16 protein-coding genes are annotated in these 25694 nt (G+C 69.8%); 6 read left to right on the forward strand and 10 right to left on the reverse strand.

The genetic code is table 11. The features are described from left to right. Window positions 1-85: 85 nt before the first annotated feature. Together IEZ06_RS15710 and IEZ06_RS15715 are read right to left on the reverse strand one after the other, a co-directional pair. Window positions 86-1246, reverse strand: a complete 1161-nt coding sequence (locus tag IEZ06_RS15710; protein WP_189237431.1) for a glycosyltransferase family 4 protein — start codon at window positions 1244-1246, stop codon at window positions 86-88. Then, window positions 1243-2133 carry a sulfotransferase family protein gene (locus IEZ06_RS15715; protein ID WP_189237432.1) on the reverse strand — a complete coding sequence of 297 codons (891 nt, stop codon included), beginning with the start codon at window positions 2131-2133 and terminating at the stop codon, window positions 1243-1245. Before IEZ06_RS15715 ends, IEZ06_RS15710 begins: the two co-directional genes overlap by 4 nt. 185 nt (window positions 2134-2318) lie before the next feature. Between IEZ06_RS15715 and IEZ06_RS15720 the strand changes: the two genes are divergently transcribed. The 4 genes from IEZ06_RS15720 to IEZ06_RS15735 all read left to right on the forward strand — a co-directional run bounded on the left by IEZ06_RS15720 (window position 2319) and on the right by IEZ06_RS15735 (window position 6798). After that, on the forward strand, window positions 2319-3017 hold the full coding sequence (locus tag IEZ06_RS15720) for a Crp/Fnr family transcriptional regulator (protein WP_229798200.1): 699 nt from the start codon (window positions 2319-2321) through the stop codon (window positions 3015-3017). Window positions 3018-3092: 75 nt separating this feature from the next. Next, window positions 3093-3911, forward strand: coding sequence for a hypothetical protein (locus IEZ06_RS15725; protein WP_189237434.1), 819 nt, complete (start codon window positions 3093-3095; stop codon window positions 3909-3911). Then, on the forward strand, window positions 3911-6022 hold the full coding sequence (locus tag IEZ06_RS15730) for a hypothetical protein (protein ID WP_189237435.1): 2112 nt from the start codon (window positions 3911-3913) through the stop codon (window positions 6020-6022). The genes IEZ06_RS15725 and IEZ06_RS15730 overlap by 1 nt, the downstream gene beginning before the upstream one ends. Before the next feature lie 2 nt (window positions 6023-6024). After that, complete coding sequence (locus IEZ06_RS15735; RefSeq protein ID WP_189237436.1) at window positions 6025-6798, forward strand: hypothetical protein; 774 nt, start codon at window positions 6025-6027, stop codon at window positions 6796-6798. Here the strand turns inward: IEZ06_RS15735 and IEZ06_RS15740 are convergent. From IEZ06_RS15740 to IEZ06_RS15765, 6 genes are all read right to left on the reverse strand, one after another. Beyond that, window positions 6789-7298 carry a Pycsar system effector family protein gene (locus IEZ06_RS15740; protein ID WP_189237437.1) on the reverse strand — a complete coding sequence of 170 codons (510 nt, stop codon included), beginning with the start codon at window positions 7296-7298 and terminating at the stop codon, window positions 6789-6791. The genes IEZ06_RS15735 and IEZ06_RS15740 overlap by 10 nt on opposite strands. 138 nt (window positions 7299-7436) lie before the next feature. After that, window positions 7437-12095 carry a DEAD/DEAH box helicase gene (locus IEZ06_RS15745; RefSeq protein WP_189237438.1) on the reverse strand — a complete coding sequence of 1553 codons (4659 nt, stop codon included), beginning with the start codon at window positions 12093-12095 and terminating at the stop codon, window positions 7437-7439. Beyond that, window positions 12092-15424 (reverse strand): hypothetical protein, encoded by a 3333-nt coding sequence (locus IEZ06_RS15750; RefSeq protein ID WP_189237439.1) that lies wholly within the window; start codon window positions 15422-15424, stop codon window positions 12092-12094. Before IEZ06_RS15750 ends, IEZ06_RS15745 begins: the two co-directional genes overlap by 4 nt. Before the next feature lie 50 nt (window positions 15425-15474). Then, a complete protein-coding gene (locus IEZ06_RS15755) occupies window positions 15475-17475 on the reverse strand; it encodes a GmrSD restriction endonuclease domain-containing protein (RefSeq protein WP_189237440.1) in 2001 nt (666 codons plus the stop codon). 251 nt (window positions 17476-17726) lie between these two features. Next, window positions 17727-19013, reverse strand: a complete 1287-nt coding sequence (locus IEZ06_RS15760) for a sigma-70 family RNA polymerase sigma factor (protein ID WP_189237441.1) — start codon at window positions 19011-19013, stop codon at window positions 17727-17729. A gap of 233 nt (window positions 19014-19246) precedes the next feature. Next, a complete protein-coding gene (locus tag IEZ06_RS15765) occupies window positions 19247-19690 on the reverse strand; it encodes an ATP-binding protein (protein WP_189237442.1) in 444 nt (147 codons plus the stop codon). A 378-nt stretch (window positions 19691-20068) separates the two neighbouring features. Between IEZ06_RS15765 and IEZ06_RS15770 the strand changes: the two genes are divergently transcribed. Together IEZ06_RS15770 and IEZ06_RS15775 are read left to right on the forward strand one after the other, a co-directional pair. Then, window positions 20069-20962 carry a helix-turn-helix domain-containing protein gene (locus tag IEZ06_RS15770; protein ID WP_229798202.1) on the forward strand — a complete coding sequence of 298 codons (894 nt, stop codon included), beginning with the start codon at window positions 20069-20071 and terminating at the stop codon, window positions 20960-20962. 14 nt (window positions 20963-20976) lie between these two features. After that, the gene (locus IEZ06_RS15775) at window positions 20977-21186 is read left to right on the forward strand and encodes a DUF397 domain-containing protein (RefSeq protein WP_189237443.1); all 210 of its coding nucleotides are present in this window, start codon (window positions 20977-20979) and stop codon (window positions 21184-21186) included. A gap of 206 nt (window positions 21187-21392) precedes the next feature. Here the strand turns inward: IEZ06_RS15775 and IEZ06_RS15780 are convergent, their stop codons facing one another. Then, window positions 21393-24794, reverse strand: coding sequence for a Swt1 family HEPN domain-containing protein (locus IEZ06_RS15780; RefSeq protein ID WP_189237444.1), 3402 nt, complete (start codon window positions 24792-24794; stop codon window positions 21393-21395). Between the two features lie 4 nt (window positions 24795-24798). After that, window positions 24799-25542: a DUF8807 domain-containing protein gene (locus IEZ06_RS15785; RefSeq protein WP_189237445.1), complete on the reverse strand. Its 744-nt coding sequence runs from the start codon at window positions 25540-25542 to the stop codon at window positions 24799-24801. Window positions 25543-25694 lie beyond the last annotated feature (152 nt).

Below are 25694 nucleotides of genomic sequence, written 5' to 3' on the forward strand. Positions count from 1 at the left end.
CGGCGGCGGATCGGCCGTGGTGGTGAGCCGCCGCGGCCGGGCCGCGACCGCCGCCGGCCATGGGCCACCGGGTCGGCGCCCGGGGTCAGCGGGTCACGCCGGCGCCGAGGAACTCGGCGAACAGGTCCTCCCAGAGCGGCATCACCGCGTCCGGCGCGTAGTCGCGCACGGTCTCGCGGGCCGCGGCGCCCAGACGGCGGCGCAGTCCCTCGTCGGCGATGAGGCGCCCGATGCCGGCGGCGAGCGCGCCGACGTCGCCCGGGGGGACGAGCAGCCCGTCGACCCCGTCGGTCAGGACCTCGCCGGGACCGGTCGGGCAGTCGAAGGCCACGACCGGCAGCCCGTGGCCCATGGCCTCGATCATCACCATGGGCAGCCCCTCGAACCGGGAGCTGAGCGCGTACACCGACGCCTCGGCCAGGTGGTCCGGCAGGTGGTCGCTGCGGCCCATCAGGGCCACGTTGTCCTCGACGCCGAGCCGGGTGACGAGCTTGCGCAGTTCGGCCTTCTTCGCGCCGCTGCCGTAGATGCGCAGCCGCCAGTCGGGGTGGTCCTCCGCGACCCGGGCGAAGGCGCGGATGAGCAGGTCGAAGCCCTTCTGCGCGGTGAGCCGCCCGGCGGCCACCACGAGCCGGTTCTCGTGCGTGGCCGGCCGCCGGCCGCCGAGGTCGGGGACCGCGTTGGGGATGCGCACCACCGGCGTGCCGGGCAGCAGGCGCTGGTAGTCCCGGCGGTCGGTGCCGGTGAGCACGGCGAGCGCGTCCAGCCTGCCGTAGTGGCGGGCGATCTCCGCCCGGACGGTGGCGGGGTGGGTGGCCAGGTTCATGTGCTCCTGGGCGATCCGCACGACGCCGCCGGGCCCGCGGCGGGCGGAGACGAGGTTCAGCGCGGGCCGGGTGGTCACCAGGACGCCGTCCTCGACCGAGGAGACGTAGTCGATGGCGGCCTTCTCCACGCGCTCGGTGAAGTAGTGCGCGGCGAACTCCCCGCGCGGGACGATGCGGCCGCGCAGCCGCCGCCAGACCCGGCGGGCGGTGGAGTCGGGCGGCGCCCCGTCCCGCTGGTCCACCAGGGTGGTGAGCGCGACCCGGGGGTCGAGGGGGAACTGCGGGGTGTCGCGGCGCCGGATCACGCTGGCGATCTCCACGTCGTGGCCGGCCGCGGCCATCGCGTTCGCCTGGTTGAAGACGGTACGGATGGTGCCGCCCATGCCGTACGCGTGCAGGAGCACGTAGTGGATCCTCATGGGTTCGGTCCTCCTCCCTCTTCCGGGAGGTATTCCCAAATCCGACATATCGGTCTCAACACCTCGGGGATCGTGTCGGGATCGGGCAGGTCGCGCCCAGGCTGCACGGTCCCCGACCGGATCTTGTCCTTCCAGTCGCCGAGGCCCTTCCTGACCACCTCCGGCCGGCCGTAGGCGAGCATCCCCGGCTCCCAGCCGACGGCCAGGAAGTCGCAGATCCGGCGCGTCTCCGCCTCCGGGTCGGCGGTCAGGTCCTCGTAGCGGATGGTCAGGCCGGGCAGCGCCCTGCGCGCGCGCTGGACCGCCTTCATGTAGCGCAGGGCGTCCAGCGCGGCCTCCTGCGGCGTGCGCTTGTCCGGGCTCGCCTCGTGCCAGGAGGCCGCGATGGAGGCCGGGTGGCGGAGCAGGAAGACGAACCGGGCGTCGGGCCAGCAGGTGGCGATGCGCTGGAAGGCGAAGGCGTTGGCCGGGGTCTTCTCCACGATGACGGACTTGCCGCTGCGCACCAGCTCCCGGTGGAGCACCCGGTCCCACAGCAGGTGCTCCAGGTCGGCCTGGTTGTGCCCGAGCTCGGCCATCGCCTGCTTCGACAGGGAGTTGCCGAACCCCACCGTGAGGCGGCGCACGTGCAGCTCGTGAGGGGCGTGCAGCACGGAGTGGGCGCCCAGCATCGCCCGCAGGAGCGTGGATCCCGAGCGGACGGGCGAGAGGATGAAGACGGGCGCGCGCAGCAGCCGGTCGGCCTCCGGATCGGCCGGCGGCCGGACGAGCCCTTCCGCCGCGACGGCCGGGGTCACGACCCCGGCGGACCCGGATGTCCCCACTCGTCTGAGCTGGAATCCGGTGAACCTGACCAGGGCCTCGTTGACGGTGCGCTGCCAGTTCATGTAGGGGGAGGTTACCCACCGTTCCTGGCAATTCACTGGGAACCGGCACCGAACATGCTCACCGGGCATGGCCGTACGGCGAGCGGTCGCCTTTCGCTCCGCCTTCCCGGATGTCCGTTCGCCCTTCTCGGACCCTCGTGACGGGCGCCGCCGGGCGAGTGATACTCCGCTCAGGAGGTGCTGTCGTGCTGCGACAACCGGACCAGCGAATATGGCCGCCCGGGTCGTTCCTCGCCCGGCTCCCCGGCGCCGCCAGGGAGGAACTGCTCCGCATCGGTACCGTCGTCACGTATCCGCCCGCTCATGTCCTGATCCGCGAGGGTGACACCGGTGACACCGTTCACCTGTTGATCGATGCGCTGGTGAAGGTCACCGCGTTCGTGGAGAACGGCAGCAGGACGCTCCTCGCGATCCGGGCGAATGGCGACATCGTCGGCGAGATGGCCGCCCTCGACGGCTCTCCACGCTCCGCGACGGTCACCACCTGCAGGCAGTCGGTCACCTGCGTGGTCAGAGGTCCGGTCTTCACGGCCCACCTCGATCGGCACCCGGCGACGGCTCGGGTCCTCAGCCGCGTCACGATCGACCGCCTGCGCTTCGCCAACCGCCGTAGGCTCGACTTCGCCGGTTACGAAGCGGACGTCTGCCTGGCGAGGATCCTGGTGGAACTCGCCGACCGGTACGGCGAGCGCTGCGGTAACGGGATGAGGATCGGCGTTCCCATCACCCAGGCCGAACTCGGCGAGCTCATCGGGATCAGAGAACGGACCGTGCAGAAGGCCATGCACGACCTCTGCCTTCGAGGCCTCGTCCTCCGCGGGCACCGCCGGGTGGTCCTCACCGATCTCGACGCGCTGACGGCTTTCGCCGATCTGAAGTCCTGACCCGCATTTTTGCGGGTTCCATCCCGAAATCACACGTCATCGTGACTCGACAGGCAACCCGACCCAGGAGACACGATGACAGAGCCGGCCATGCCCATGTCCCACGCCGCCCTCGCGGTGGACATCCAGAACTACAGCGGGCGCAACGACCTGCAACAGCTCCATCTGCAGAGCGCCCTCACCCAGGTGCTCGACGCGGCCACGAGCGCGGTGGGGCTCGACCGGTCGCGCTGGAGCGAGCGCCAGCCGCAGGGGGACGGCGAGTTCGCCTGGTTGCCGCCGGACGTGCACCTGGACGTCCTGGTCGGTCCCTTCATCCGGGAACTGCACGCGGAGCTGGGCGGCCACAACCGGCGCTGCCCCGGCGACTTCTGCACGCCCATCCGCCTGCGAGTGGCCCTGCACTTCGGCCCGGTCCGCCTGGGCGCCGCGACGGGAGTCGCCGGGGGCCACGCCGTACGCGTCGGCCGGCTGCTCGATTCCGCTCCGGTGCGCGTGGCGCTGGACGCCTGCCAGGCGGCGGATCTCGCATTGATCGTCTCGGACCGGCTCTACGACGACTTCATCTCCCAGGGGCTGGGGAAGCCCGAGCAGTACCGGAGGGTGCGGGTCGAGGTGAAGCGGGACCACTGCATCGCCTACGTCCACGTACCAGGCCAGGATGTGCACGCGCTCACCGCGCTGGACCCTTTCGGCGCCGACGGCCCGGAACCGGGGGACGGCCCGACCACCGCGACGGGAGCGGACCGTGGGCCGGTCCGTCCCGATGCCGGCCCGACGGCGGGGACGGCCATCTACGGCGACCAGATCTCCGGCGCGTCCCACCGTTTCGGCGACCACGGCACGGTCAACACCGTCGGCGGTGACCAGGTCAACCTTCCCGGGAGGGCATGATGGCGGAGCCCGACACATCCGAGCCCGTGCCGGAGACCGGGGATTCGGACCCCACGCCGGAGACGGGACCGGGAGCCGAGGACGATCACCGGCCTCTTCACCGGCGGCTGGCGGAAGAGCGGCACCAGAATCGCGTCTCGGCGGAGAACCTGGACGCCCTCTACGCGGACACGGTGATCTACGGCGACCGGGTCTCCGGCGCGTCCCACCGCTTCGGCGACCACGGCACCGTCAACACCGCCGGCCGGGACCAGTACTTCTTCGGGCTGGCGGCGGAGAGCGAGACCGTACGGACGGGGCCTCTGCCGACCGGACTGCTCAACGCCGTCCGGCACTGCCATGTGGCCACGGCCTCCTACCGGATCCTCCTGTCCCGTCTCCGCGACGAGCACGTACTCCTGCTCCGGAGCGGTCCGCAGCGCGGGCAGCCGACCACGGCCGTGGCGGCCCTGCTCCGATGGGCGTCGGACGAGCATCGTGTCAATCTGCTCCACCTCGGCACTGATCCGTTCCGTCTCGAACCCTCCCGGCTGCGCACCGGTACCGGTTATATCCTCGACGCGCGCGACGCCGAACGGTGCCGGCTCGACACCCAGGTGCTGCTCCACCTGTGCACGACGATGGAGCGGATCCGCGGCCGCGTCGTCGTCCTGGTGGACTCCGGTTTCCCCGAGCACGACTGGCTGGTGGACCATCAGCCCCCGGCCGCCGAACAGGTGTTCGTCAGCTGGCTGACCCATGCGCTGGAGGAGTCCCGGCAGTCCGACGCCTCGGAGCAGGCGGAGAAGGCCGCGGTCTGCGAATTGGTCCGCGAGAGACTGGCCGAGCCCTGCACACCCCAGACTGCGCGAAACCTGGCATGCCAGGTGGCACGCGGGCTCGCCCGCGGAGAGTCGGTAGAGGAGATCCTGGCCGTCTCCCCCGAGCAGAGACGGCAGCAGATCCAGAAGCTGCTGAGTGAAGGCGCCTCACAGGGCGGGCGTTGCTTCGCGATCGCCTCTGCCGTGCTGCAGGGATCGTCTGCGGCGGTCGTCTCCCACTGGACGATCCGGCTGGCCACTCTCGTCCAGAAGGAACTGGCCCGGCAGACGACCGCCGACCGGCCTCGCGAGGCCCAGACATGGGAACGGCTCAGCGACTGGACCGGGCAGGGATCGATCGCGGTCGAATCCACCGGCCGGAGCGGGGACGGCCAGGTGGTCAGGTTCCGGCTTCCCGAGTCCGCCGGGACCGCCCTCCGGCTCGTGTGGGAGGAGCAGCCGACCATCCGCCAACCGCTGCTGAGCTGGCTGGGTGAGCTGACCGCTGAACGGGACGCATTGATCCGGATGAAGGCCGCACAGGTCATCGGGCTGCTCGCCACCTACGACTTCCCCGCCGTCGAGGAGAGGTTTCTGGACCGTTGGAGGAAGGACGGACAGCACGATCTCGCGGCCTGGAGTCTCGGATCCACGGCCAAGGATCCCGGCATGGCGGCCCGGGTACACGGATGCCTGCGGGAGTGGGCCGGCGGGACGCCGAACTCCCGTTCGGTCGTCATCCGCGTCTACGGCTCGTGGATCGGGGTGGAGTGGCCCGAGGAGGCGCTCCGCGAGCTGGGAAGAATCACCGGAACACTGCAGCGGGGATCCTCGTTCGCCGACGAGGCGGCCCGCTCCATCTGGCAGATCCACCAGCCGCAGAACTCCGCCAAGGTGCTCTCGACCCTTGCCGGGTGGGCGGCGCACCGGGACGTGCCGGGCCGCCATCGGGCCGCCGCACTCGCCTTCGTCCGACTGGTCGCCCCCTCCGACGGCCGCCCGCCGTTCGACCTGGTCGACGACCCGGATGTACAGCCGGAGCTGATCACACTCTGGCGGCATGCCCTGGACCAGGGGGTCACGGTCGACGGGATCCCGGCCATCACGCCGGAGGCATGGGAGTTCCTCGGCGATTGGCTCCGCGGCTGGGACACGCACCCTCGGGTGCGATCGGTCGTGGCCTCGGCTCTGACACGGCCCCCCGCGCATCTGGTGGCGCCGCTCAGGTTCCACCTGAGGATGTGGCGCCGTCTCGGCGCGATCACAGCCGAGACGGCGGCGTATCTCGACGATCTCCTCGAAAGGAACTGACGATGTTCTGGCTCGTTCACCACTGCAACCGCGTCCCTGGCACGAACGCCGCAGAGAACCCGTCCACGTTCTCCTTCACCGCTCCCGCGAAAGGGGACCTCTACGATTTCGACGTCACCGTCCGCACCTCCTGGTCTCCGGTAGGTCGACGCCGCTCCGGCCCGGACGACGACGAGCACAGGCACGTCCAGGGGAGGATCCGCGCCGAGGCTCGTACGGTCACCCGTAAGCATCTCCCTCTCCACCCCGGAGAGGCCGAGCAGGCGGTGAACCGTGCCCTCGACAACATGCTCCGCGGCCTGGCAGACCATGGCAGGAGGTGGAAAGGGGGGCGCTGGACGGCGCAGGCGGAGGTCGGCCTCTCCACCGACATGCTGCGACTTCACCGGGACCGGGCGCGCAGGCTCCATGACGTCGAAACCGAGACGGCGGAGGCCCGGCTGCGGGTGGACAAGGCCCGGCAACTGCGCGTCGCCTGGGAGGATTTCCTCCGGGAGGCGGGCCGCAGCCGCTATTCCGAGTTCGCCATGCGGCTGGCCGAGCAGCCGAAGGAGGCGGCGCGGGTCGTCGCCGAGATGCTCGACAAGGGCGAGGACACCGCCGCCCATTTCATCGACAGGCTGGACAAACTCGCGGCCTCCTACCAGAGAAGCAACGTCTACGAACTGGTCACGGGGAGCGACAGTGCCCTGCGGGACGCGATGCGGGCGCTGGGCCTGAGGGTTCCTCCTGCCGACTCCGACCCGCTGATCACGAATGGTTCCGGTCATCCGTAGAGGGCTGCCAGCGCCAACCACACCAGGGTGGTGACCAGCATGAGGGCGGTCCAGGGCAGCGCCCGGGTGATCCGGGCGTGCTTGGCCCGCGTGAGTTCGGCCAGACTGCTCACCAGCCGCCACGCCTCCCGCTCCTGCTCGGCCGCCCCCGCCCGCCGGACCGCGCCCCGCTGCCCCGCCAGCCCGAACCGGTTCGCTCCTGGTGGACCGTCGAGCCGCGGGCGCAATCCCTGCAGCAGGTGGTGGCCGGAGATGACGAACCCGGTCACGTACAGCACGGCCAGCACGGCCGTGACGAGCCTGAGCACCGGGTGCAGAGGCGCGGCCTCCGCGAACGCGCCCGCCTGGGTGGCCGCCACCGCCGCCGTGCCGAGGTGCACGGTGGCGACGGTGGCCACCTTGGTGTCGGCGTGCTGCGCGTACGTCTGGAAAGTGGTGACGGTCGTCAGCGCGACCGTGAGCGCCTCGACAGGGCTGAGTTCGTCGGCACGTCGCCGCATGGGAACCTCCGGAGCGTTCGGATCTCCTCCCAGTCGACACCGGTCCGCATCCCTCCGGCCCGCACTGATGCGGGTTCGCGGCCCGGAGGGCCACCGGCCCGTCGTGGCGTCCCGGTCAGACCGCGGCCGGTCTCACCCTCACCTCCCGTCTGCGGCCTGCAGTCCGCCTTCCGCCACCAGCGGCTGCAGGGTGCGCAGAGCGAGGCCCCGGCTGAGCTCCTCGTGGTGGCGCTGGTTGCGGAAGCTCCGCAGGCAGCCGTAGCAGGAGGTCTCCTCGCCGCAGTCGCAGTCGGCCACCCGCTTCAGTGCGGCCTCGACGACCCGGTCCAACGACCGCGCGATCCGCAGCACGCTGCCCGCACCTCCGGGCACCGCGTCGAACAGTACGATGCCGATCCGTCCTCCGCGCAGGGCGTAGAGGGTGCCGTCGATGTCGTCGCGGCTCAGTTCCAGGCACTCGGCAGCGCCCTCCAGCAGCGCGTACACCAGCGAGCGCCAGTGAGCCGTACTGGCGGAGAGCGGCATCGCCAGGTGGTCGAAGGCCAGGTGGAGGATGTCGGTCTCGTACGGGTGCGCCAGCGACCGGAGCCGGCGCGGTCCGCCGCAGTCGGTGCCGCGCAGCAGGTGGGTGTGCGTCTTGCTCCGCCGCCCGTCCGGCGCGGCCCCCGCACCGCACCAGTCGCAGATCAGGTAACCGGCGCCGGTCGGTCCCTCCGAGACCGCGATGAGTTGCCCGCGCGAACCGGCCTGGCCCTCCACCTTCCCGCCGTTCGGCGCGGACCAGGCTGAGCTCTCCACTTCCTCCGCCGCCAGCGAGAGGACGTGGGTGGTGCCGTTCCAGCTCCGTTTGGGCGGGGTGGTGGTCGTCTTAGAGGGCCGAGGTTCCGCGACGAACCCGAACTCGGGCACGTAGTACTGCCGGGGTGTTCCCGCCGCGAAGGTCGCGCAGGACGGGCACACCGGGTCCAGTTCCCCGTCCCCCTCCCAGTAGTACTGGCAGTGGTCGCAGATCAGGTAGGTCTTGCCGACGAGCTCGCGGTCCGGCAGCCGGTAGACACCGCCGGACCGCCACAGCAGCCCACCGGCGACGACCTCGGAACCGGGGGCGTACTCGTAGATCGCCGCCGAGAGGTCACGGGTCAGCTCCAGCTTCGCCCCGACGGACTCACCGGAGTAGGCGGTGCGCAGTTCGACGGTGTCCACCGGGAAGCCGTACTTCGGCAGCACGTTCCGGTTGGCGAGGTAGCCGAGCAGGTTCCGCTGGGTCAGCGTATTGATCGTCTTCGCGTAGCGGGCGACCAGGTTGTCCTTGCGCTCCTGGTACGCCTGGTGTCGCCGCTCCTCGAAGACCTCGACGTCGAACGCGAGCTGAGCTCTGACCCTCTCCAGGAGCCTGCACAGTTCGTCGACCCACTCCCCCGTGTTGACGCCGATCTCCCGCTGGACGTTCGGCGGCAGCACCCGCAGCAGTGACTCCAGCACCTCCCGCGGCACGGGCGTCAGGAAGGAGCGCACCCGGGAGGCAGGCACCCCGCCCGCGCCGGGCAGGAAGAACTCCCCCGCGGTGCCCCACGTCTCCCCGCTGGTCTGCCGCGCGTGCCGGAAGAACGCCGACAACGCGATCGAGTGCGCGTGCCGCCGGTCGATCCGCTCGTTGCCGAGCGGCACGTACGGCGCGCGCACCTCACCGGCGATCATCGACACCGGGTCCTGATAACGCGACAGGTCGTGGGAGCGCCGCTGCGCGTAGGTGACCACCAACGCCGCCGAGTCCGTCCGGCGGCCCGCCCGCCCGGCCCGCTGCACGTAGTTGGCGGTCGTCGGCGGCATGTTCCGCAGCACGACCGACTGCAGCTCGCCCACGTCCACGCCGAGCTCGAACGTGGTCGAGCAGGACAGCATGTTGACCTCGCCGCGCAGGAAGCGCTGCTGGATGTCGGCGGCCTCCATGCTGGTCCACTGGGCGGTGTGCTCCCGGGCCACCAGGGGCACGGGCGTCATCGACCGGTAGACGGCCCGGTAGTGGTTGTCGTCCTCGGCGGCGGGTGGAACCGTGAACGGCTCGAGGGTTCCCCGGCAGCCGAGTGTCGGGCAGACTCCGCGGACCGCTACGGCCGCAACCCGGCGGCACAGGCCACAGCGGTGGGCGGGGCGATCGGCGGGGGCGAACCTCAGCCACTCGTGGTCCACCTGGCGGACCGTTCCCAGCCCGCGGACGGTGTCGGCGGCGAGCCAGCCGTCCCGCTGCGCGGTAATCACCTTCCAGCAGCCGCGGAGCACCTCCTTCGGATCGGCGTCGCTGCCCAGGGCTGCCAGGACCCGCCGCACGTAGTCGAGGCGGCGGTTGACCCCTCGCGTCGGCAGCCAGCTCAGCACCTTCCGGCCGGGCTCCGAGCCGTCCTCGCGCACGTAGATCGGCCCTCTGCGCGGGTCGAAGGCCTCGTCGCGCGGGTCGACGTCCTCCGGCATGCGCAGCACCCCCTGCTGGCGCAGGGTGCGCAGCAGCTCCGAGAGCAGCGCCCAGCACTCGTCCTCGGACAGCCCGAGGGAGCGCAGCGCGGGCGGGGCGGTCCAGCGGCGTTCCCTCTCCAGCTCCACCCGGAGCAGCCCCAGCCCTTCCAGAGATTGGCGGTCGTCGAGCGCGACGAGCTCCTGGGTGATCCAGAGGGCGACCTCCCGTTCCCGCTGCTGGCGGGACATGCGCCGGGCGAAGACGTGCGCCCGGTCGGCCGCCTTGGCCACGTGGTAGGTCAGGTCGGCGACACTGACCGCCTCGCCGTCGCGGGCGGCCGCTTCCAGTCCCTCGAGGATGAGCCGGCGGTGCTGGATCCCGGAGTAGCTGGATTCGAAATAGGGGGCGAAGAACGCCGCGGCCTGCCTGCTGTCACTGAAGGAGAGCAGCTTGCGGCCCTCCCCCGGCTGGTCGGCCAGCCCGTCGTCGCCCGCCGCGGGCAGCGCCTGGTACAGCGCGCTGGCCAGTACGGCCACCGCCGCGTCGTTGCCGCTCTCGAACTGCCGCACCATTCCGGTGCCCCGGGCACCGCAGGAGGCGCAGCCCGACGGGGAGTCCTGGCGGAGGTTGAGCCTGCGGACCGGCCAGAGCGAGGTCGCGGTGCAGCCGTCGCGCCCGCACACCAGCCGGGCCGAGGGGTGCAGCCCGCCGCAGGCCGCGCAGAGGAAGGCGTCGTCCCCCTTCACCTCGGAGGTCCCCTCGATGTCCTCGTCGTCCTCGTCGGCCAAGACGGGCTCGTCCCCGAGAAGCAGCCATACCCGCCGGTCGTCGTGCTTGATCCTCGGCTCGAAGACGTAGCCGCCCTCGCCGTGCCGGACCGCACCGGTCAAATGGACGGCGCCGCACCGCTTGCACGCGCCGAACTCGAACATCGCCCCTTGGCAGGTGCCGCAGATCTCCCGGCGGCCCAGCGACACGTGCGGCCCGGCTCCGGTGAGGCAGGTGAAGGCGCCCTCGGTGGCGCGGGCGAACAGGTGGTAGCGGGCGGACAGCACGGGTGAGCCGGCCCGGTCGCGGACCTTGCTTCCCACGGCGACCAGCGCGGCCAGGGCCTCCTGCGGTCGCTCCGCCGGGTCGAACAGCAGCCGGGCGAGCTCCCCGAACGGGACCGGTCCGCCGGACAGCCGGCCGCGCAGCTCGGCCATGCCCTGCTCGTGGGCGAGCGCGATGCCCGGGTCGTCGGCGGCGAAGCCGCGCTCCTTGGCCAGCAGCAGCAGGTCCGCGCCGGGGTCGTCGGCCTGGGCCAGTTCACGGTAGGCGTCGCCGGACAGCGGCCCCCAGAACGGCCCGGTCGGCATGTCCACCCGGGTGGCGCGGACCAGGTCCTGCCGGGCGGGATCGCCGGACACCCACTCGAAGGGCACGTCGAACAGCTTCTCGGCGAACTCGGTGACCGCGGCCGGGTCGTCGCCGACCGTCGCACTCGTGGCGATGCACTGCAGCGGCTGCTCGGGGGCCACCCGGTCGTGCAGGCGGCGCAGCAGCATGGCCAGCTCGGCGGCCTTGGCCCCGTCGTAGACGTGCGCCTCGTCGAGCGCGATGAACCGCCAGCTCCGTCCCTCGAACAGGTCGAGGTCGGCGGGCCGGAGCAGGAGGTACTCCAGCATGGCGTAGTTGGTCAGCAGCAGGTGCGGCGGGGCGGCGCGCATCTCCTCCCGGCTCAGCAGTTCGTTGGTCAGCCGCGGCTCACCCGGGTTGAGGGACTCGAAGTTCTCCGCACCGACCCGCGCGCTCTCGGGGGTGTCGCCGGTGTAGCGGCCGAAGGTGAGCTGCGGGACGCGTGCGAGCAGCTGGCGCAGCCGTTTGAGCTGGTCGTTGGCGAGGGCGTTCATCGGGTAGAGCAGCAGCGCCCGCACGCCGGGGCCGAGCTCCCCGCGCGCGTGTTCGGCGATCAGCGAGCTGAGGATGGGCAGCAGGAAGCTCTCGGTCTTGCCGGAGCCGGTGCCGGTGGCGACCACCAGGTTCCGTCCCTGGGCGGCCTTGCGCAGGGCGTGCTCCTGGTGCCGGTAGAGCGGCCGGCCGAGCGGCAGCGCCGGGCTCTCCAGGCTGCGGAAGGCCGGGTCGAGCACCCCCTCCTCGACGAGCCGCTCCAGGGTGGCGCCAGTCGCGTACGGCGGGGTGGCCTCCAGCAGCGGTCCCTTGGTGAGCATGGGACTGCGGGTGATCTCCGCTGCCAGCGCCTCCGCGATGCGCGGCTCGCGGACGGGCAGCAGCGACCTCAGGTAGCGGCGGTAGCTGTCGGTGATCAGGCCGCTGGTGGCCAGCGGGTCCAGGGTGTGGCTCACGGGGTTCCCCTCTTGGCTGCGCCGACCAGCAGTTCGGCCACGATGAGATCGACGGTGACGAGGTCCGGCGCGACGGCCGCCAGGCGGGCCCAGTCGGCCCGCAGCAACTGCTCGGCGGCGCGACAGCGCACGTCGCCCCGGGCGGCGAGCCGGGCCAGCAGCGCCAGGGCCGCCGAGGCGGCCGGGAGGGCGTACCAGCCGCCCCGGTCCTCCGGGTGGACCCGCTGCTCGACCTGGCGCAGCAGCTGCGGTTCGCCGAGCAGGGCGCGCGCCGTCTTCACGGCATGCCCGGTGACCTGCTTGATCTCACGGAGGGCGGACTCGTTCCGGACGTCGAAGAGGCGGCGGGCGGCCGACAGCCGGGTGTCCGCGTCGAGCAGCGCGCGCGGCACGACGTCGGCGGCCCGCCAGATCCCCTCGAGCTGCTCGGTGCTCAGGTGGGCCAATCGCTCGGCCTCGCGGCCGAAGCGGCCCACCGCGGCGTGCGGGTCCACTCCGGTCTCGGCGATCTCCGTCAGACACTCGCCGCACTGCCGTTCCGCCGCCGCGAGGCAGTCGCCGTCCGCCAGGTCACCGGCGAGGACCGCGGCCACCGGCGCGACCGCCCACATCTTCCGGGCGGCACGGGCCTGCTCCAGGTCCGGTACGGCCACCGCGGCGAGCCCCGAGGAGATCACGCAGGCCAGCAGGCGGTCAGGCTCGAAACCCAGTTTCACGAGGGCGGCCAGCGCCTCCTGGGGGCGCCGCTGGAGCGGGCGCGCACAGGCCATCAGGAAACGCTGCACCTCGGAGGCGAGCCGGAGCCGGGGAGCGAGCTCGACCAGCGTCCAGACCCGGCCGAGATCGTCGATCTCGGCGGGGAAGTCGCCCTCCTCCGCGAGGAAGCGGGACAGCGCGGCCTCCTCGGCGTCGACGCCTCCCCCGCTCCGCAGGTGGCCTTCGCCCCCCACCTCCAGATGGTGGTCGGGCCAGCGCGGCCACTCGGCCGGCACCCACGGGTCGTCGAGCTGGAGGTGGACCAGGAGCGGACCGGCGTCGGCGAACTCCGGCAGCAGGGGAATCCTCCCGTCCTCCTCGACGGGCACCACCAGCGGTTCGCGCCACGGCGCCCGCGCGAGGTAGACCCCGGCGGTGAGCCCCTCTACGGGCACGACCCCGACCAGCCGGACGTCTCCGCCGTCCCGCTCCGCGCGGTCCGCGAACCGGCGCGGGCGCACGCTCGCCAGCCGGACGACCTCCTTGCCCACCTCCAGCAGCAGGTCGGCGCGCTGGTGCTCGTTCACCGTGTCGGCGAGTCTCACCAGGTCGTAGCGGGCCGTCCCCTCCTGGCTCCGCCCACCGGGCGGCACGTCCTGCACGAGGTGCCCGCCGACGACGACCCGGAGCGGCGGCAGGCTGCCCGCCTCGGGGATCCGCACGAGCAGCGCGCCCGGCTCGTCGGTGAACACGGCGGAGTCGATCCGCAGCGGCCCGGCCCGCCACCCGGGGGTGTCGCTTCCGCGTTCGTGCAGGACCTGCACGTGCGGAGGCGTGATCACCAGGGCTTCGGAGTGCTCCGCGGTCCGGTACTCGGCGACGCTCGCCAGGTGGTCGGAGTCGAACGACAGGGTACGCGGGTTGGCCCGGGCGCCGACGGCCGCCGACAGCTCGGCCCTCCCGTCGGCCAGCCCTGCGGTGCCGAACACCCGCACCTGCGGGGTGAAGCGCACGCCGAACCCTTCGGCGACGAACACCGTCCGTTTCACCCCACGTCCCAGCGGGCCGCGCACGACGAGGTCGAAGGAGCCGAGCAGCGGCCGGGGCAGCGCGTCCCACAGGCCGGTCACCGAGCCTGGCTCGGACACGGTGCAGGTCTCCGTCACGGCGGCCTCGCTCCCGCTCGGGCGCACCTCGACCACCCAGGTGGTGTCCGCCCCCGCCTCCCCCGGCAGCCACACCTCCGGAGCCCGCGGGTAGACCGCCGAGCCGTACGGCGTGGCGACCCCGGCGACCGGGTCTCCGGTGACGATCCTCGGCCGGGAGTAGCCCCGGACGAGGCGGCGGCTGGCGGGCAGGCCCGCCAGCTCCAGCGAGCGCACGCCCTCCAGTGAGATCTGCCGCAGCCGCCAGCCGTCCCAGCCCAGCGGGAGCTGCCCCTCGACCGTCACCACCGGCGGGCCGTCCGCCGTCAGCTCCTGGGCCTCCGGGTACACCACCCACACCACGTCGGGCGGGAGCGGCAGACCGGCCGGGAGCCGCCGGCCGTCCTCGGCGAAGACCAGCAGCGGCGCGGCCGGGTCGACGACGGGCAGCTCCGTCCGGTGCTCCCAGCCGGCGAGCCCGACGACGACCGTGCGGACGGGCCGCAGCAGGCTGAAGGTGGTCGCGGGGGCCGCTTCGGAGAGCCCGACCCACTGCGCCCGGCTCTGGACGGTGCTGGTCACCCCGTCAGCGGTGACGCTCCAGCGCGCGATCCCGTCTGGGGTGTCGCCGACCGCGGGCAGCACCACCTCGACGCCGCGGCCGAAGGGGTCGAGCGCGATCCGGGGCCGCTCGGCGCGGACGCGGCCCGCGGCGGAGCCGCGCGGGGCGGTCTCGAGGTCGAGCCGGCCCTCGGCGGCCAGTTGCCGGGCGCGTTCCAGCACGCGGGGCGGGAGCCCGACGCCGTCGAGGTCGGGAGCGGGCTCCCGGAGCCGGTCGAGCAGGTCGAAGCTGCGCTCGACGAAGTCGAGGGCGAACTCGGTGCCGTGCTGCAGGAAGCGGCGGGCGGGCATGTCGAGCTCGCTGAGGCGGGTCTCCCGGCCGGAGGCGGTCGCCCAGGCGAGGAAGCCCTCGCCGTCCAGCCCGCGGTCCTGTGCCCGGCGCTGGAGGATCAGCCGGAAGTAGTCCTCCAGGCAGTAGGTCGGGATGCCGGTGTGCATCAGGATCGGGCCGATGTACGGCATCGGCATGTCGGGGAAGGTCGGCAGGCCGAGGGAGTCGGCCGCCGCCGCGAAGCCTCTCCCCCAGACCGCCTGGTCCTCCGGCAGCCCCTGGTACTGAACGGCCTTCCACAGCTCGGGCCAGAACGTGCCCTGCCGGTAGCCGTGCGCGGCGACGCCGGTGACGGCGACCGCCACGCATGCGGGCCAGCGCAGGAAGAACCGCTCGGGCGGCCGCCGCTCGGCGACCCACTTGGCGTAGACCCTGCCGAGGACCGAGGCGACCTGCGCGCTCTGGCTGTCCCGGACGTCGGCCTCCGCCACCAGCGAGGAGCCGCGCAGCCGCCGCGACCAGGCCCGTTCACGCAGGTCGAGCAGTTCCCGGGCGCTGACCTTCCTCACCGGCGCCGCCCCCATGGAACCTTCCATATCTGAAAAGTAATGCTTTACTCCCCCTGGCCGGTAGGGACTTTCGGGCACTATTCGACGCCGGTCACCGGAAAGACGAGCTGCTCCCCGTCCCAGGGGACCGTGGTGACCGCGGGGCACTGCGAGAGCGGCAGGGCGTCGCCCTTCTCCCGCTCGATCGTCTGCCGCCACTCGTCCAGGGTCCCGGAGACGGCGAAGGGGCCGATCGGCACCTGCACCGCGTCGCCCTCCACCCGCACCGGGCAGGTCTCACCGGAGATCTCCAGGTCGCTGTCCAGGCCGCCGTCGGCGGCGGCGAGCGCGGCCTGCAGGTCGTCCACCCCGAAGGAGCCGGTCCAGGCGGCGCCGTCCCGCCCGGCGACGGCGACGATCCGCCCGGCGTCCCAGGAGCTCTGGTAGAGCGTGAACTCCAGGGAGCAGCCGGCCAGCGGGTCGGGGGCGGGCGGGGCCTCGTCCATCCACGCGGGCCGGAACCGGTCGAGCAACTCGGTCATGGCCTCAGCCAGCAGCCTGCGGCGGACCGTGAGGAACTCCCGGTAGGCGTCGGCGTCGCGCAGCGCCTCGTCGTAGGGGACGAAGTGCGCGGCCAGCTCGGCCTGGGAGAGCCCGGGGTCGGTGAAGTACTTCTTCGGGGAGCGGTCGCTGATCTTCTTGTTGGCCTTGGCGGAGATGAACGCGAGGTTGGCCAGGTCGTTGATCTCGGTCTTGGTGTACTTCGCGGGGTGGTTCTTCAGCGTCGCCTGCGGGTGGATGTGGTGATATTCCAGCTTCTGTCCGCCTTCGGCGGTGGCGCTGATCTGTGTGCCGTGCCACCAGTCGGTGGCACCCGCCTCCTTGGCCACCAGGTAGCTGAGGAAGAAGTAGGGGCTGCCGACCGTACGGCCGGCCAGCGCCTGCGGGGTCACCTCGACCCGGGCACCGACGATGCCGAGGTTGGTGAGCAGCCGCCGGACCGGGTCGGGCTCCCGGGTGACCGGGATGTCCTGGCCGAGCCGGGTGTCGGTCGAGCCGCTGTAGCGGTTGCGGATGGTCGCGACCAGGAACCAATAGAGCAGGCCGTTGGTCGTTTCCTGGTCGAGTGGCTCGTCAGGGCGCTCCCCCAGCAGCACGATCAGCGGGAGCAGCACCATGTGCGAGGGGAGCAGGCTGCTGCTGGTGATCCTCAGGTTCTCCCGGAGCAGTGGAACGAGGTGGCGCAGCCCCCTCTGAACCGTTGCCCAGCCCCGCTCGAGTTCCTCGTCGCTGGCCGTGACCAGTCGACCATGGGACCAGGTGGACAGACCCCGGCCCAGAACGGTGCCGGTGAGCGCACGGGTGAGGAAGGTGGCGTCCAGGTCTCCGAAGTTCTGCTTGGCCCAGTGCCCGGCCTCGGTCTCCAGCTTGTCGACGGTCCCCGGCCAGCGGGCGGAGAGAGTGGCCAGCGCCAGGTCACTGGTCTTGAGCGGTCGTCCACTGTTGACCCGGACGAAGATCTGGGCGATCTCCTCGTAGGGATACCGCGTGAGGACCTCGATATGGAATCTCCGTTCCCTGATCGCGGCCAGCCTGCTGATCCGCTCCCCGATGAGGTCCGGGTCCAGTTCGGGCAGCCTGTCGATCAATTGGGAGATGACCGTGAACGGCTTGGCGCCCGGCCGGAGCACGTCGGCGACCTTCATCCAGCGGGAGTCCTTCGCCGTCGCCGCACTCTGGTTCTGGAACTGCTCGCTCTGGACGTTGAAGACGATCTGGGCCTCCTCGTGGCCGTTGATCACGCGGTGGAGGGAGGTGAGGCGCTGCTGGCCGTCGAGCAGGAACAGCGGCGGCAGGGCAGGGACGGGCTGAGTGGCGCCGTTCCCTCCGATTGCGACCGGCCGGGTCTCCGGCGGGGTGTCCGCCCGCCAGAACAGCAGCGAACCGGTCGGATATCCCCGATAGAGGGACTCGACCAGTTTCGCCACCTGCGTGGGCTTCCAGACGTAGGCCCGCTGGATCTCCGGGAGTTGGATCTCCCCTCGGGAGATCTGCCCGACCAGAGTCTGAATGTCCAGTTCCAACTTCTCAACCGGCATGAGATGACCTCGGCTATAGACGCGACGACGGAGTTATCCGATCACCTCACCTACCCGTTACGGCTGGCTTGAAATTCATTGTTCGATGATCGTTATTTGGAGTGGGCTACAAGACATCACAAAGCCGCAAATCCTTCCCAAAACTCCAGAAAACGGACGACAAGTGACCCATGCCTTCGATCAAGTCCGGCCGAGCACACCAGAAAACATCGTTCCATCCGATCTCAAACAGGCGGGCCTGCCGCCGCACCTCACACCGACCGGTTCCACCCTGGAACCAACCGCCAGGATATTCCGCCACGAGACCGCTGGACACAGGGAGCTACAGCGCTTTTCAACTTTTCCATCGCCGACTTCTCGATCTGGCGCACCCGTTCCCGCGTCATCCCATAGCCCAACCCTATCTCCTGTAGCGAGTAAGGGCGCTCTGAACCGATTCCGTATCGACGCATGAGCACATCGGCCTCTCGATCGCTAAGCCTTACCATCGCGCCTTCCAGCGCCTCGTCTATCACGTAGTCGCTCATGAGATCCGCCAACCGGTTCTTCTTTAGATCCGGACCATCGTCGGATTTCAGTGGCTCGGCGACCAACTCCTCCGGCAGGAAGGTGTCGAGAGGAAGCAATTCGACGCCGTTCACCTCATCGATCAGAGTCGACAGGTATCCTTTCACATACTTCTTCACATGCCCTAAGAAGTCGAACTCTGTTTCTTCGTCATAGCTGTACACCGCACCCATGAATCCGACACACGCCTCTTGCACCAGATCCTCCACTTCGATGTCCACCCTTAACAAATAACCACGGGCAACGGAATCGAGGGAACGGAACCTGTGCTTTATCAGAATCCACCACAGCCGGTCGAGTTCATTTGCGAGGACATCGTCGGCCGCATCGGCGGCGATCTCTTCCTTCCGCGCGGCGTAGGATCTGATTCTTCTCACCACCTGCAGCTCCTCGTTCTTGGAGAGAGCACGCCCGGAAGAGATCCGTGCGGATGAACACCTGAGCTCAAGACGGAGTGGGGCATCGATGGACACGTCTCGGACGACATGACCTTGAGGTTTAGCTGGCAGAACCCCCCGGCCGACTTCGGCAGGGGAGGCGACAGGCTCGGTCCGGAACTCACTCTGCGGCTTCCAAGGAGCTACGGAACCACGCCGCTCAATCGGATTCTGTCCTCCTGAAAGCGCTTTGTCTCTCGCCGATTTCCGGGCCTCCTGTGCATTCTGCGGCCTTCTGGCGGGTCGCCGACCCGGACGGCTTATCTCCGCGGGGACTCTGGCGATTCCCCCGGCCTCCCGCTCATCACTCAGAGCACCGGCGGAACCGCCGAAGTCTACGACCGCCACGCCTCCGACCTCGAGAGCATGGGAGATGAGTGCGGACTGCCTGAGATCCAGACCATACGCGGACGTGATCCTCTTCAAAGCGATCAGTTCAAGACGCCCGGAGGCGACGTTCCTCAGGGCCTCCGCCATTGCGTTACGGATCTTCGAAGAGTCCGAACGCCTTTCGCCTTCTTCATGCGTGTCCATACAGGCACAATGCCAGCCCCAGGTCACACCCCGATGACCGTCCAGTCTCCGCCTGCGGTTCCATGATCTGTTCAGGAGAGACAAACCGGCAAGGTCGCGGCGACGATCGATACATCCTGGAAAAACGATCACGCTATCCGGTAATCAGCGTTATCGGCGACCGTTCCGGCATCGGTCGGTGAGCGATGCACGGCGCCTCGGAACAGCGCGACAAGACACGGAGGCAACCCTGATCAGTCGGTCGGGGGCAGGTCCGCCAGCGTGCACCAGACGATCTTTCCGCCGGATCTCGGGCGGTGGTAGCCCCAGCTGCTCGCGAGCAGGTCGACGAGGTAGAGGCCGCGGCCGCCCTCGTCGTCCGGCTCCGGGACGCAGAGGACGGGCGGGGTACGGCAGGCGTCCCAGACGCGGAGCACGACCGCCTCGCGGGTCCGGTAGAGGTCCAGCCAGACGTGGTCCGGGGCGGCGTGGGCCGCCGCCTCCGCGACGGGCACGGCCGGGGTGCTCGCCTTGATCGCGTTGGAGACCAGTTCGGAGACGACGAGGCGGGCCGTTTCGACCAGGTCGCCCCGCCGCCACTCCTCCAGCACGCGCTGGACGTGCACGCGGGCGTAGTAGGGCGAGGTCGGGAAGACGGACAGCTCCAGGTAGTGCGCCGTGGTGGTGACACCGGCCATTTCACCCGCTCCTGTTCAGCACGTCGGACAGAGGACTCTGCTCGGCACGTCGGGCGCAGGACCGGCACCGCCGGCGGACGGGGGCGGCCGCCTCTCCCCCACGGGGAACGGGGACGCGGTGCCGGTCCTGCGGGAGGTACGGCCGGGCGGCCCCTCGGGGATCACCGCCGGTCGTACCGCTGGCGCCGGACGGAACACCCGACAGGGGTGGGCCGCATCGGGAGGGAAGTCGTCCGCCCGGCCGTCTGGGAAATCTCGGCTTTGCCTTCCGGGGAGGATCCGACCTGGAAGGCTTTACGTTCAGAGCATGCACCATCACGCTAGGTAAATGCAATGCAGGCTTTTACACTGGCCGCATAATCCTGAAAGGTGCTTTAGATGCAAGAAAACAACGGGATGGAGGGAATCGCGCCCTTGCCGCCGGTGAGACGAGAGCCGCCCACGGTGCGCTTACGCCGCCTGGCAGCCGAGTTGCGTCGCCTCCGGCAGGAGGCCGGGCTCTCCCAAGCCGAGGTGGCCGAGAAGACCGACATCAACCTCGCTACCCTGCATCGGATCGAGACGGCCAAGACCAAACCGCAGCTCAGGACGCTCAACGCTCTCCTCGACGCCTACGGCGCGACCGGCAGCACCCGCACCGACCTGATAGCGCTGCAGAAGGCGGCCAAGCAGCGCGGCTGGCTGCACGGCATCGAGGCAAACTTGCGCGGGCAGTACAGCGCTTACATCGCACTGGAAGCCGAAGCCCACGAGGCCGTTAACTACGAGTCGCTGTTCATTCCCGGCCTGCTCCAGACCGAGGACTACGCACGAGCTGTGATACGTGGCGTGTTGCCGACCGACACTGAAGCCGAAGTCGAGCACCGCGTCACCGCCCGAATGCGACGACAGGCCCTTCTGGAAAGCGACACCCCACTACGGCTATGGGCAATCATGGATCAAGCCGCTCTCTCTCGGACAGTCGGCAGCGAGGCCGTCATGCGTGCCCAGTTCAGGCATCTCATCCAGCAAGCTCAACGTCCACACATAACCATCCAAGTCATCCCATTCTCTGCTGGATCCCACCCTGGAATGCTGGGCAGCTTCATCCTGCTGAAGTTCGCCATGGACAGCCCCGACGTGATCCACATCGACAGCATGGCCGGCGACCTGTTCCTCGAGAAGGAAGCAGACCTTCAGCGGTATAACCGGATATGTGAACATCTCCGCGCGATGGCGCTCAGCCCTGCCGACACGGCCGCACTCATCGCATCCCTGTGCGGAGATCACTAGGGGAAGGAAGCAGGATGCGGCAGCCTGATCTGTCCGGAGCACAGTGGCGCAAGAGCAGCCTCAGCGGTGACGGCCCGAGTTGTGTCGAGGTGGCGTTCGTCGAGGACGTCGTCGCCGTCCGCGACACCAAGGACCGGGACGGCGGCACGCTGGTGTTCCGCCGGGACGAGTGGACGGCCTTCATCGGCGGCGTCAAGACCGGCGAGTTCGACGGCCCGGCCTGACCGGTCGCCACTCGCGGAAGAGAAAGATCCTTTTCCGGGAAGTGCACGTCTCCATCTCGTCATAGCGGTGCACTTCCCGGAAAAGGATCTCGGACCGCGACGTACCCCCGGCGGCGCACCTGCCGGAGGACGGCCCTGGAACGACACCGTCCCCCCTTGCCGTGCCGCCCCGCCGGATGGCCGACGGCGGCAGGCAGGGGGAGAGCTCAGCGGTCCTCGAAGCCGAACTGCTCGAACTTCAGCACGCGGGCGTTCTCCGAGACGATGCGGACCTTGTCCTCGGGGAAGCCGTCCGCCCGGCGGGCCTTGATCTCCAAGGTGAGCTCCAGCTCCGCGCCCTCCACCGCGGCCAGGTGCTGGATGACCTCCTGGACGAGCTTCGTGAAGCTCTTCTGGTAGAACTCCGGGTCGAGCTGGGCGGCCCCGAAGAACCGCACGTTCTTGGGACCGGGAGGCGGCGGGGTGGTCCCTCCGCCCGGCGTCACGGTGACCGTCACCCCGCCTCCGCCGGTGCCCGTACCGGCGGCGCTGGTGCCCCCGTCGGCCGGACCGGCCGAGCCGCCCGTCCCGGCCGCCGCTTCGGCAGCCGCGGCGGCCTCGGCCCGCGCCCTCTCCTCCTCCGCGAGCTGAGCCAGCGCGAGGTCGGGGCGGACCAGCAGCGTGTGGTCGGTGATCTGCCCGAACCGACCGTTCGGCGGTACGGCCAGTCCTTCGAAACGCTGCCCGTCATAGCCCGTCGCCAGGGCGAATCCGGTGCGTTCCCAGTCCATCTCGTCCAGCCCGGCGGCGATCCCGGCGTCGAGCACCGATCGGTCGCGGAGCCTGGGCAGGTAGGGATAGCGGCAGTAGTAGTCCCACAGTTCCCTGACGGAGATGTGCCCCCGCTGCCAGACACTGGCCAGCTCGTTGTCCAGGTTCCCTCGGATGACGGAGGCTGCCTGGATGACACGAAGTGCATCGGCCTGCTGCAGCTTGGCACTGACCCGTTCGGCCAGCCGCTCCTTGCCCCCGTCGGCTCTCTCCTCCTGCCAGGTGATGTGGCCGCCGGGCGCCTGAACGGGGACGAACGCCCAGTAGTACGTCTCACGGAGGCGCAACTCGACAGCCTGGTCCGCATTAGCGAGCCGAGTCTTGACCTGATCCCTTTGCTGGTTGGTGAGGTCCAGCTCCTTCTCACGGCTGGAGATGTGCTCCCAGGCGCAATATTCCCGCACAGCCTCCGACAGTTCCTCCATGCGCTTGGCGTCCCCGGCGAGAAAGACCAGCATGTTGCGGTTGATCCGCTGGGCGGTGCTCTTCCGGTCGAGGATCTGCTGGGCGAGGACGCGGGCGGAGGAGTTGGCGTCCTTCCGCGAGTGGACGACGCTCGGGTGCAGGATGATCAGGCGCGCGTCGCCGGTGTCCGGCACGTCGCTGCTCTCATCGGTGACGTGCACGGCGGAGAAGTCACCGCGCGACTTGAGCTCCTTGGCCCGCAGCCGCGTGACGATCTGCAGCCAGACCTCCTCCTTGTGCAGCCGCTCGGCGTAGTCCCGGGCGGTGCGGGTCACCGACGCCTGCGTGTCGTACCAGTAGCGGGCATTGTCCACGTAGAGGAAGGTGGCCCGGTCGGCGAGCATCTGCAGGGCGGAGCCGAAGTTGCCGACGGTGTCACCGGGGATGGCGACGCCGAGCCGGATGTTCTGCTGCTCGATGCCCTTGTGCGGCTTGGTCAGCGTCGGCGCGGCCCCGAAGAAGAGCGTCCTGGCCACCCGGCGGGTGAGCGCCCGCTTGCCGAAGAGGGGCCGCTCCTTGTCGATCTGGACCGGCGTGGCCGTCTCGCCGTCGATGTCGGTCTCGATGATGGTCTTCCAGTTGTCCTGGAGGTACTGCGTCAGCTCGCTGACCACGACCGGGTCGTCGAACGGCACCGAGCCCGGCATGATCAGCGGCCCGGCGTCCTGGGCGTGCCAGAGCTTGTGGATGACCACGCTCATCAGCCGCAGCACACCCCGGGTGCGCTGGAACCGGTCGAGCGTCGACCAGTCCTCGTAGAGCCGGTCGAACAGCTCCGGATGGATCGGATAGGCGGCGATGATCCGCTTCTCGTAGTCGACCTCGGAGCACTCGCGCGGAAACTCGCCCTTGTGGTCGTTGTAGAACTTCCAGAACTGCTTGGCGACGGCTGCGATCTGGGCCTTGGCCTGGGCGTCGGGCTCCTCGAAGAGGCGGCGGCGGACGATCTCGAAGGACTCGTGGGCGCGGGCCGGCTGCCACTGGTGGGCGACACGGCGGATGACGTTCTGCAGCCGGTCCAGGGCGGCCTGACCGTTGACGCCGCCGACCTCCAGGGCACTGCCCATGGTGCCGTTCTCGATCTCGCCGTGGCTGGAGGCGGGGATGGAGACGACGAGCAGCGCGCCCCGCACGGCCTTGGCCGCCTCGGTGAGGGTCTGCGCGAAGGTGAACTGGGTGTCGAAGGTCCCGGCCGCCAGGTCCTCGCGATTGTAGAGCTGCCGGGCGTAGGCGACCCACTCGTCGATGAGGACCAGGCACGGCGAGTAGGCGGCCAGCAACCTGCGCAGCGCGTCACCGGGGTTGGTGTGCGCCTCGTCCGCCTCCCGGACGATCTCGTACGCTTCCCGGCCGCCGAGCTGCCAGGCCAGCTCACCCCAGATCGTGCGGACGTGGGTGCCGTCCTCCTTGACCTTGCCCGCCGCCGGGTCGATGTGGTTGCCGACGAGCGCGGCCCGGTTGACCTTCGCCCCGACCGCGCTGGTGTCGACGCCCTGGAGCAGGTCGACGACCTCCTGCGGGAGCTCGTGCAGAGGGGTGCCGGAGAAGATGTGCCAGAGGGCGAGCATCGAGTGGGTCTTGCCACCGCCGAAGTTGGTCTGCAGGTTCCAGACCGGGGTGGCGTTCATCTCACCGCCGACCCGGGCGACGGCCTTGGTCAGCAGATCCTTCAGGCCCTCGGTGAGATAGGTCCGGCGGAAGAACTGCACCGGGTCGGTGTACTCCTGGCTGGTGCTCTCCCCGATGGAGACCATGTGCAGGTCGGCGGCGAACTCGGCCGCGTCCAACTTACCCGCCGCGACGTCCGGGTGCGGGGTGATGATCTCCCGCCAGGGCCTGACCCCGGTGGCCTCGATGATAGGCATGGAGGACATCGACTGCGCGACCTTGCGGGCTTCGCTGTCGTAGAGGCTGCGCTGGTGGTCCAGCCGGAGCTTGCGCACCTCGTCGGCCCGGTCCATGGCACCGATGGCGGTCAGCAGCCGCTCCATGGTGTCGAGGGCGCGGTAGGTGTCGTCGGCGGAGAACGGCTTGGTGTGCGCCCACTTGTTGCCGACCTCGCGCAGCTCACTGGGGAAGTTCTGCTCCACCCGGGAGAGGCGGTCCTTGAAGACCTTCCACTCCTCGGTCATCACCCGGAGCAGAAAGCGCACGTCGGTCTTCTCGTAGACCTTGTTCGTCCCGTGCTTCTGCGCGTCCCGCGCCTCGATGAGCTTGACCCAGTCGCCACTGCCGGGCGTGGCCATGTCCATCATCATGTCGACGAACGGCTCCAGGCCCTTCCCGAGGATCTCCAGGCCCCGGCCGATCTTGTCCCGGTTGCTCAGTGCCATCTCGTCAGTCCTCGCCCTCACTGAAGTCGAACGCGCCCTGGGCCATCACGCCCGTTCCGGCGCTGCGTGCCGCCTTCTCAATCTCTGACCACTCCGAGCCGAGCGTGTTGAAGAAAAGCGCGGTCTTGGCCCAGTTGCGCCGTTCACAGATCGAGAAGAGCAGGTAGGAGAGCTCCTTGGCGGTGTCGAGGTCGACCCGGCCCTTCGCGGCGGTCATGAGCTGCCCGGCCGCCTCGATGCCCTGCTCATCGAGGCGCTTGGCCAGGTGCATGACGACCTCCCAGACTGAGATCCGGTCGTCGACCTGAGGGTTGTAGGTCTCGGGAAGCTCGTCCGGACTGAAGAGTCGCACAATTCCGGCCCGTGCCTTGAGCACGCCAGAACGATCGAGACCCGCGACGGAGGTATCCATCGCTTTGGAGAGGGTCTCGGCCTGGCCGAACTTGCCCTCATCGAACCCATGGCTCTTGAACCACTCGATGCAGAATCGAGTGTCGGAGTCGAAGTCACCTTCCTGCTCCGAGAGCACCTCAGCGAGGATCTGGTTGATCAGAACAAGCGCCGCCCGGACCCGCATTGGCGAACCATCCGGTTCGGTTACCCGTACATACCGGGAGAACACCGCCATCCCCGGTCCGATCGCCGCTTGCGCTAGGTCTACAGGAGCGATCCCCCCCTGCTGAAGCTTGTGGAGTGCAGCCGGAAGCTCTGTCTTAAGCGCATTGATCAGTCCCCGTCTGTCGATCACTCCTGCGCTCTCCGACCGAGGCCGACACACCAGCACTACCGAGGAGGCTAGAGCGTTAGTCCCGATGCTAAGCATGCGACCGCTTCGTTCATGAGCTTCCCCTCGTAGCGTGGAGACCGAACCGAGAGAGGTTTGGTCGTGGCAGGTACCAC

The sequence above is a fragment of the Planomonospora antibiotica genome (genome assembly GCF_014647955.1).
Classification (GTDB): domain Bacteria; phylum Actinomycetota; class Actinomycetes; order Streptosporangiales; family Streptosporangiaceae; genus Planomonospora; species Planomonospora parontospora.

Excerpts from the sequence above, each read along its gene's own strand:
- IEZ06_RS15735 (WP_189237436.1), top strand. The coding sequence starts at position 6,025 with ATGTTCTGGCTCGTTCACCACTGCAACCGCGTCCCTGGCACGAACGCC.
- IEZ06_RS15780 (WP_189237444.1), bottom strand. The coding sequence starts at position 24,794 with ATGGCACTGAGCAACCGGGACAAGATCGGCCGGGGCCTGGAGATCCTC.
- IEZ06_RS15760 (WP_189237441.1), bottom strand. The coding sequence starts at position 19,013 with ATGGACACGCATGAAGAAGGCGAAAGGCGTTCGGACTCTTCGAAGATC.
- IEZ06_RS15765 (WP_189237442.1), bottom strand. The coding sequence starts at position 19,690 with ATGGCCGGTGTCACCACCACGGCGCACTACCTGGAGCTGTCCGTCTTC.
- IEZ06_RS15730 (WP_189237435.1), top strand. The coding sequence starts at position 3,911 with ATGGCGGAGCCCGACACATCCGAGCCCGTGCCGGAGACCGGGGATTCG.
- IEZ06_RS15725 (WP_189237434.1), top strand. The coding sequence starts at position 3,093 with ATGACAGAGCCGGCCATGCCCATGTCCCACGCCGCCCTCGCGGTGGAC.
- IEZ06_RS15770 (WP_229798202.1), top strand. The coding sequence starts at position 20,069 with ATGCAAGAAAACAACGGGATGGAGGGAATCGCGCCCTTGCCGCCGGTG.
- IEZ06_RS15750 (WP_189237439.1), bottom strand. The coding sequence starts at position 15,424 with ATGGAAGGTTCCATGGGGGCGGCGCCGGTGAGGAAGGTCAGCGCCCGG.
- IEZ06_RS15740 (WP_189237437.1), bottom strand. The coding sequence starts at position 7,298 with ATGCGGCGACGTGCCGACGAACTCAGCCCTGTCGAGGCGCTCACGGTC.
- IEZ06_RS15715 (WP_189237432.1), bottom strand. The coding sequence starts at position 2,133 with ATGAACTGGCAGCGCACCGTCAACGAGGCCCTGGTCAGGTTCACCGGA.
- IEZ06_RS15710 (WP_189237431.1), bottom strand. The coding sequence starts at position 1,246 with ATGAGGATCCACTACGTGCTCCTGCACGCGTACGGCATGGGCGGCACC.
- IEZ06_RS15775 (WP_189237443.1), top strand. The coding sequence starts at position 20,977 with ATGCGGCAGCCTGATCTGTCCGGAGCACAGTGGCGCAAGAGCAGCCTC.
- IEZ06_RS15755 (WP_189237440.1), bottom strand. The coding sequence starts at position 17,475 with ATGCCGGTTGAGAAGTTGGAACTGGACATTCAGACTCTGGTCGGGCAG.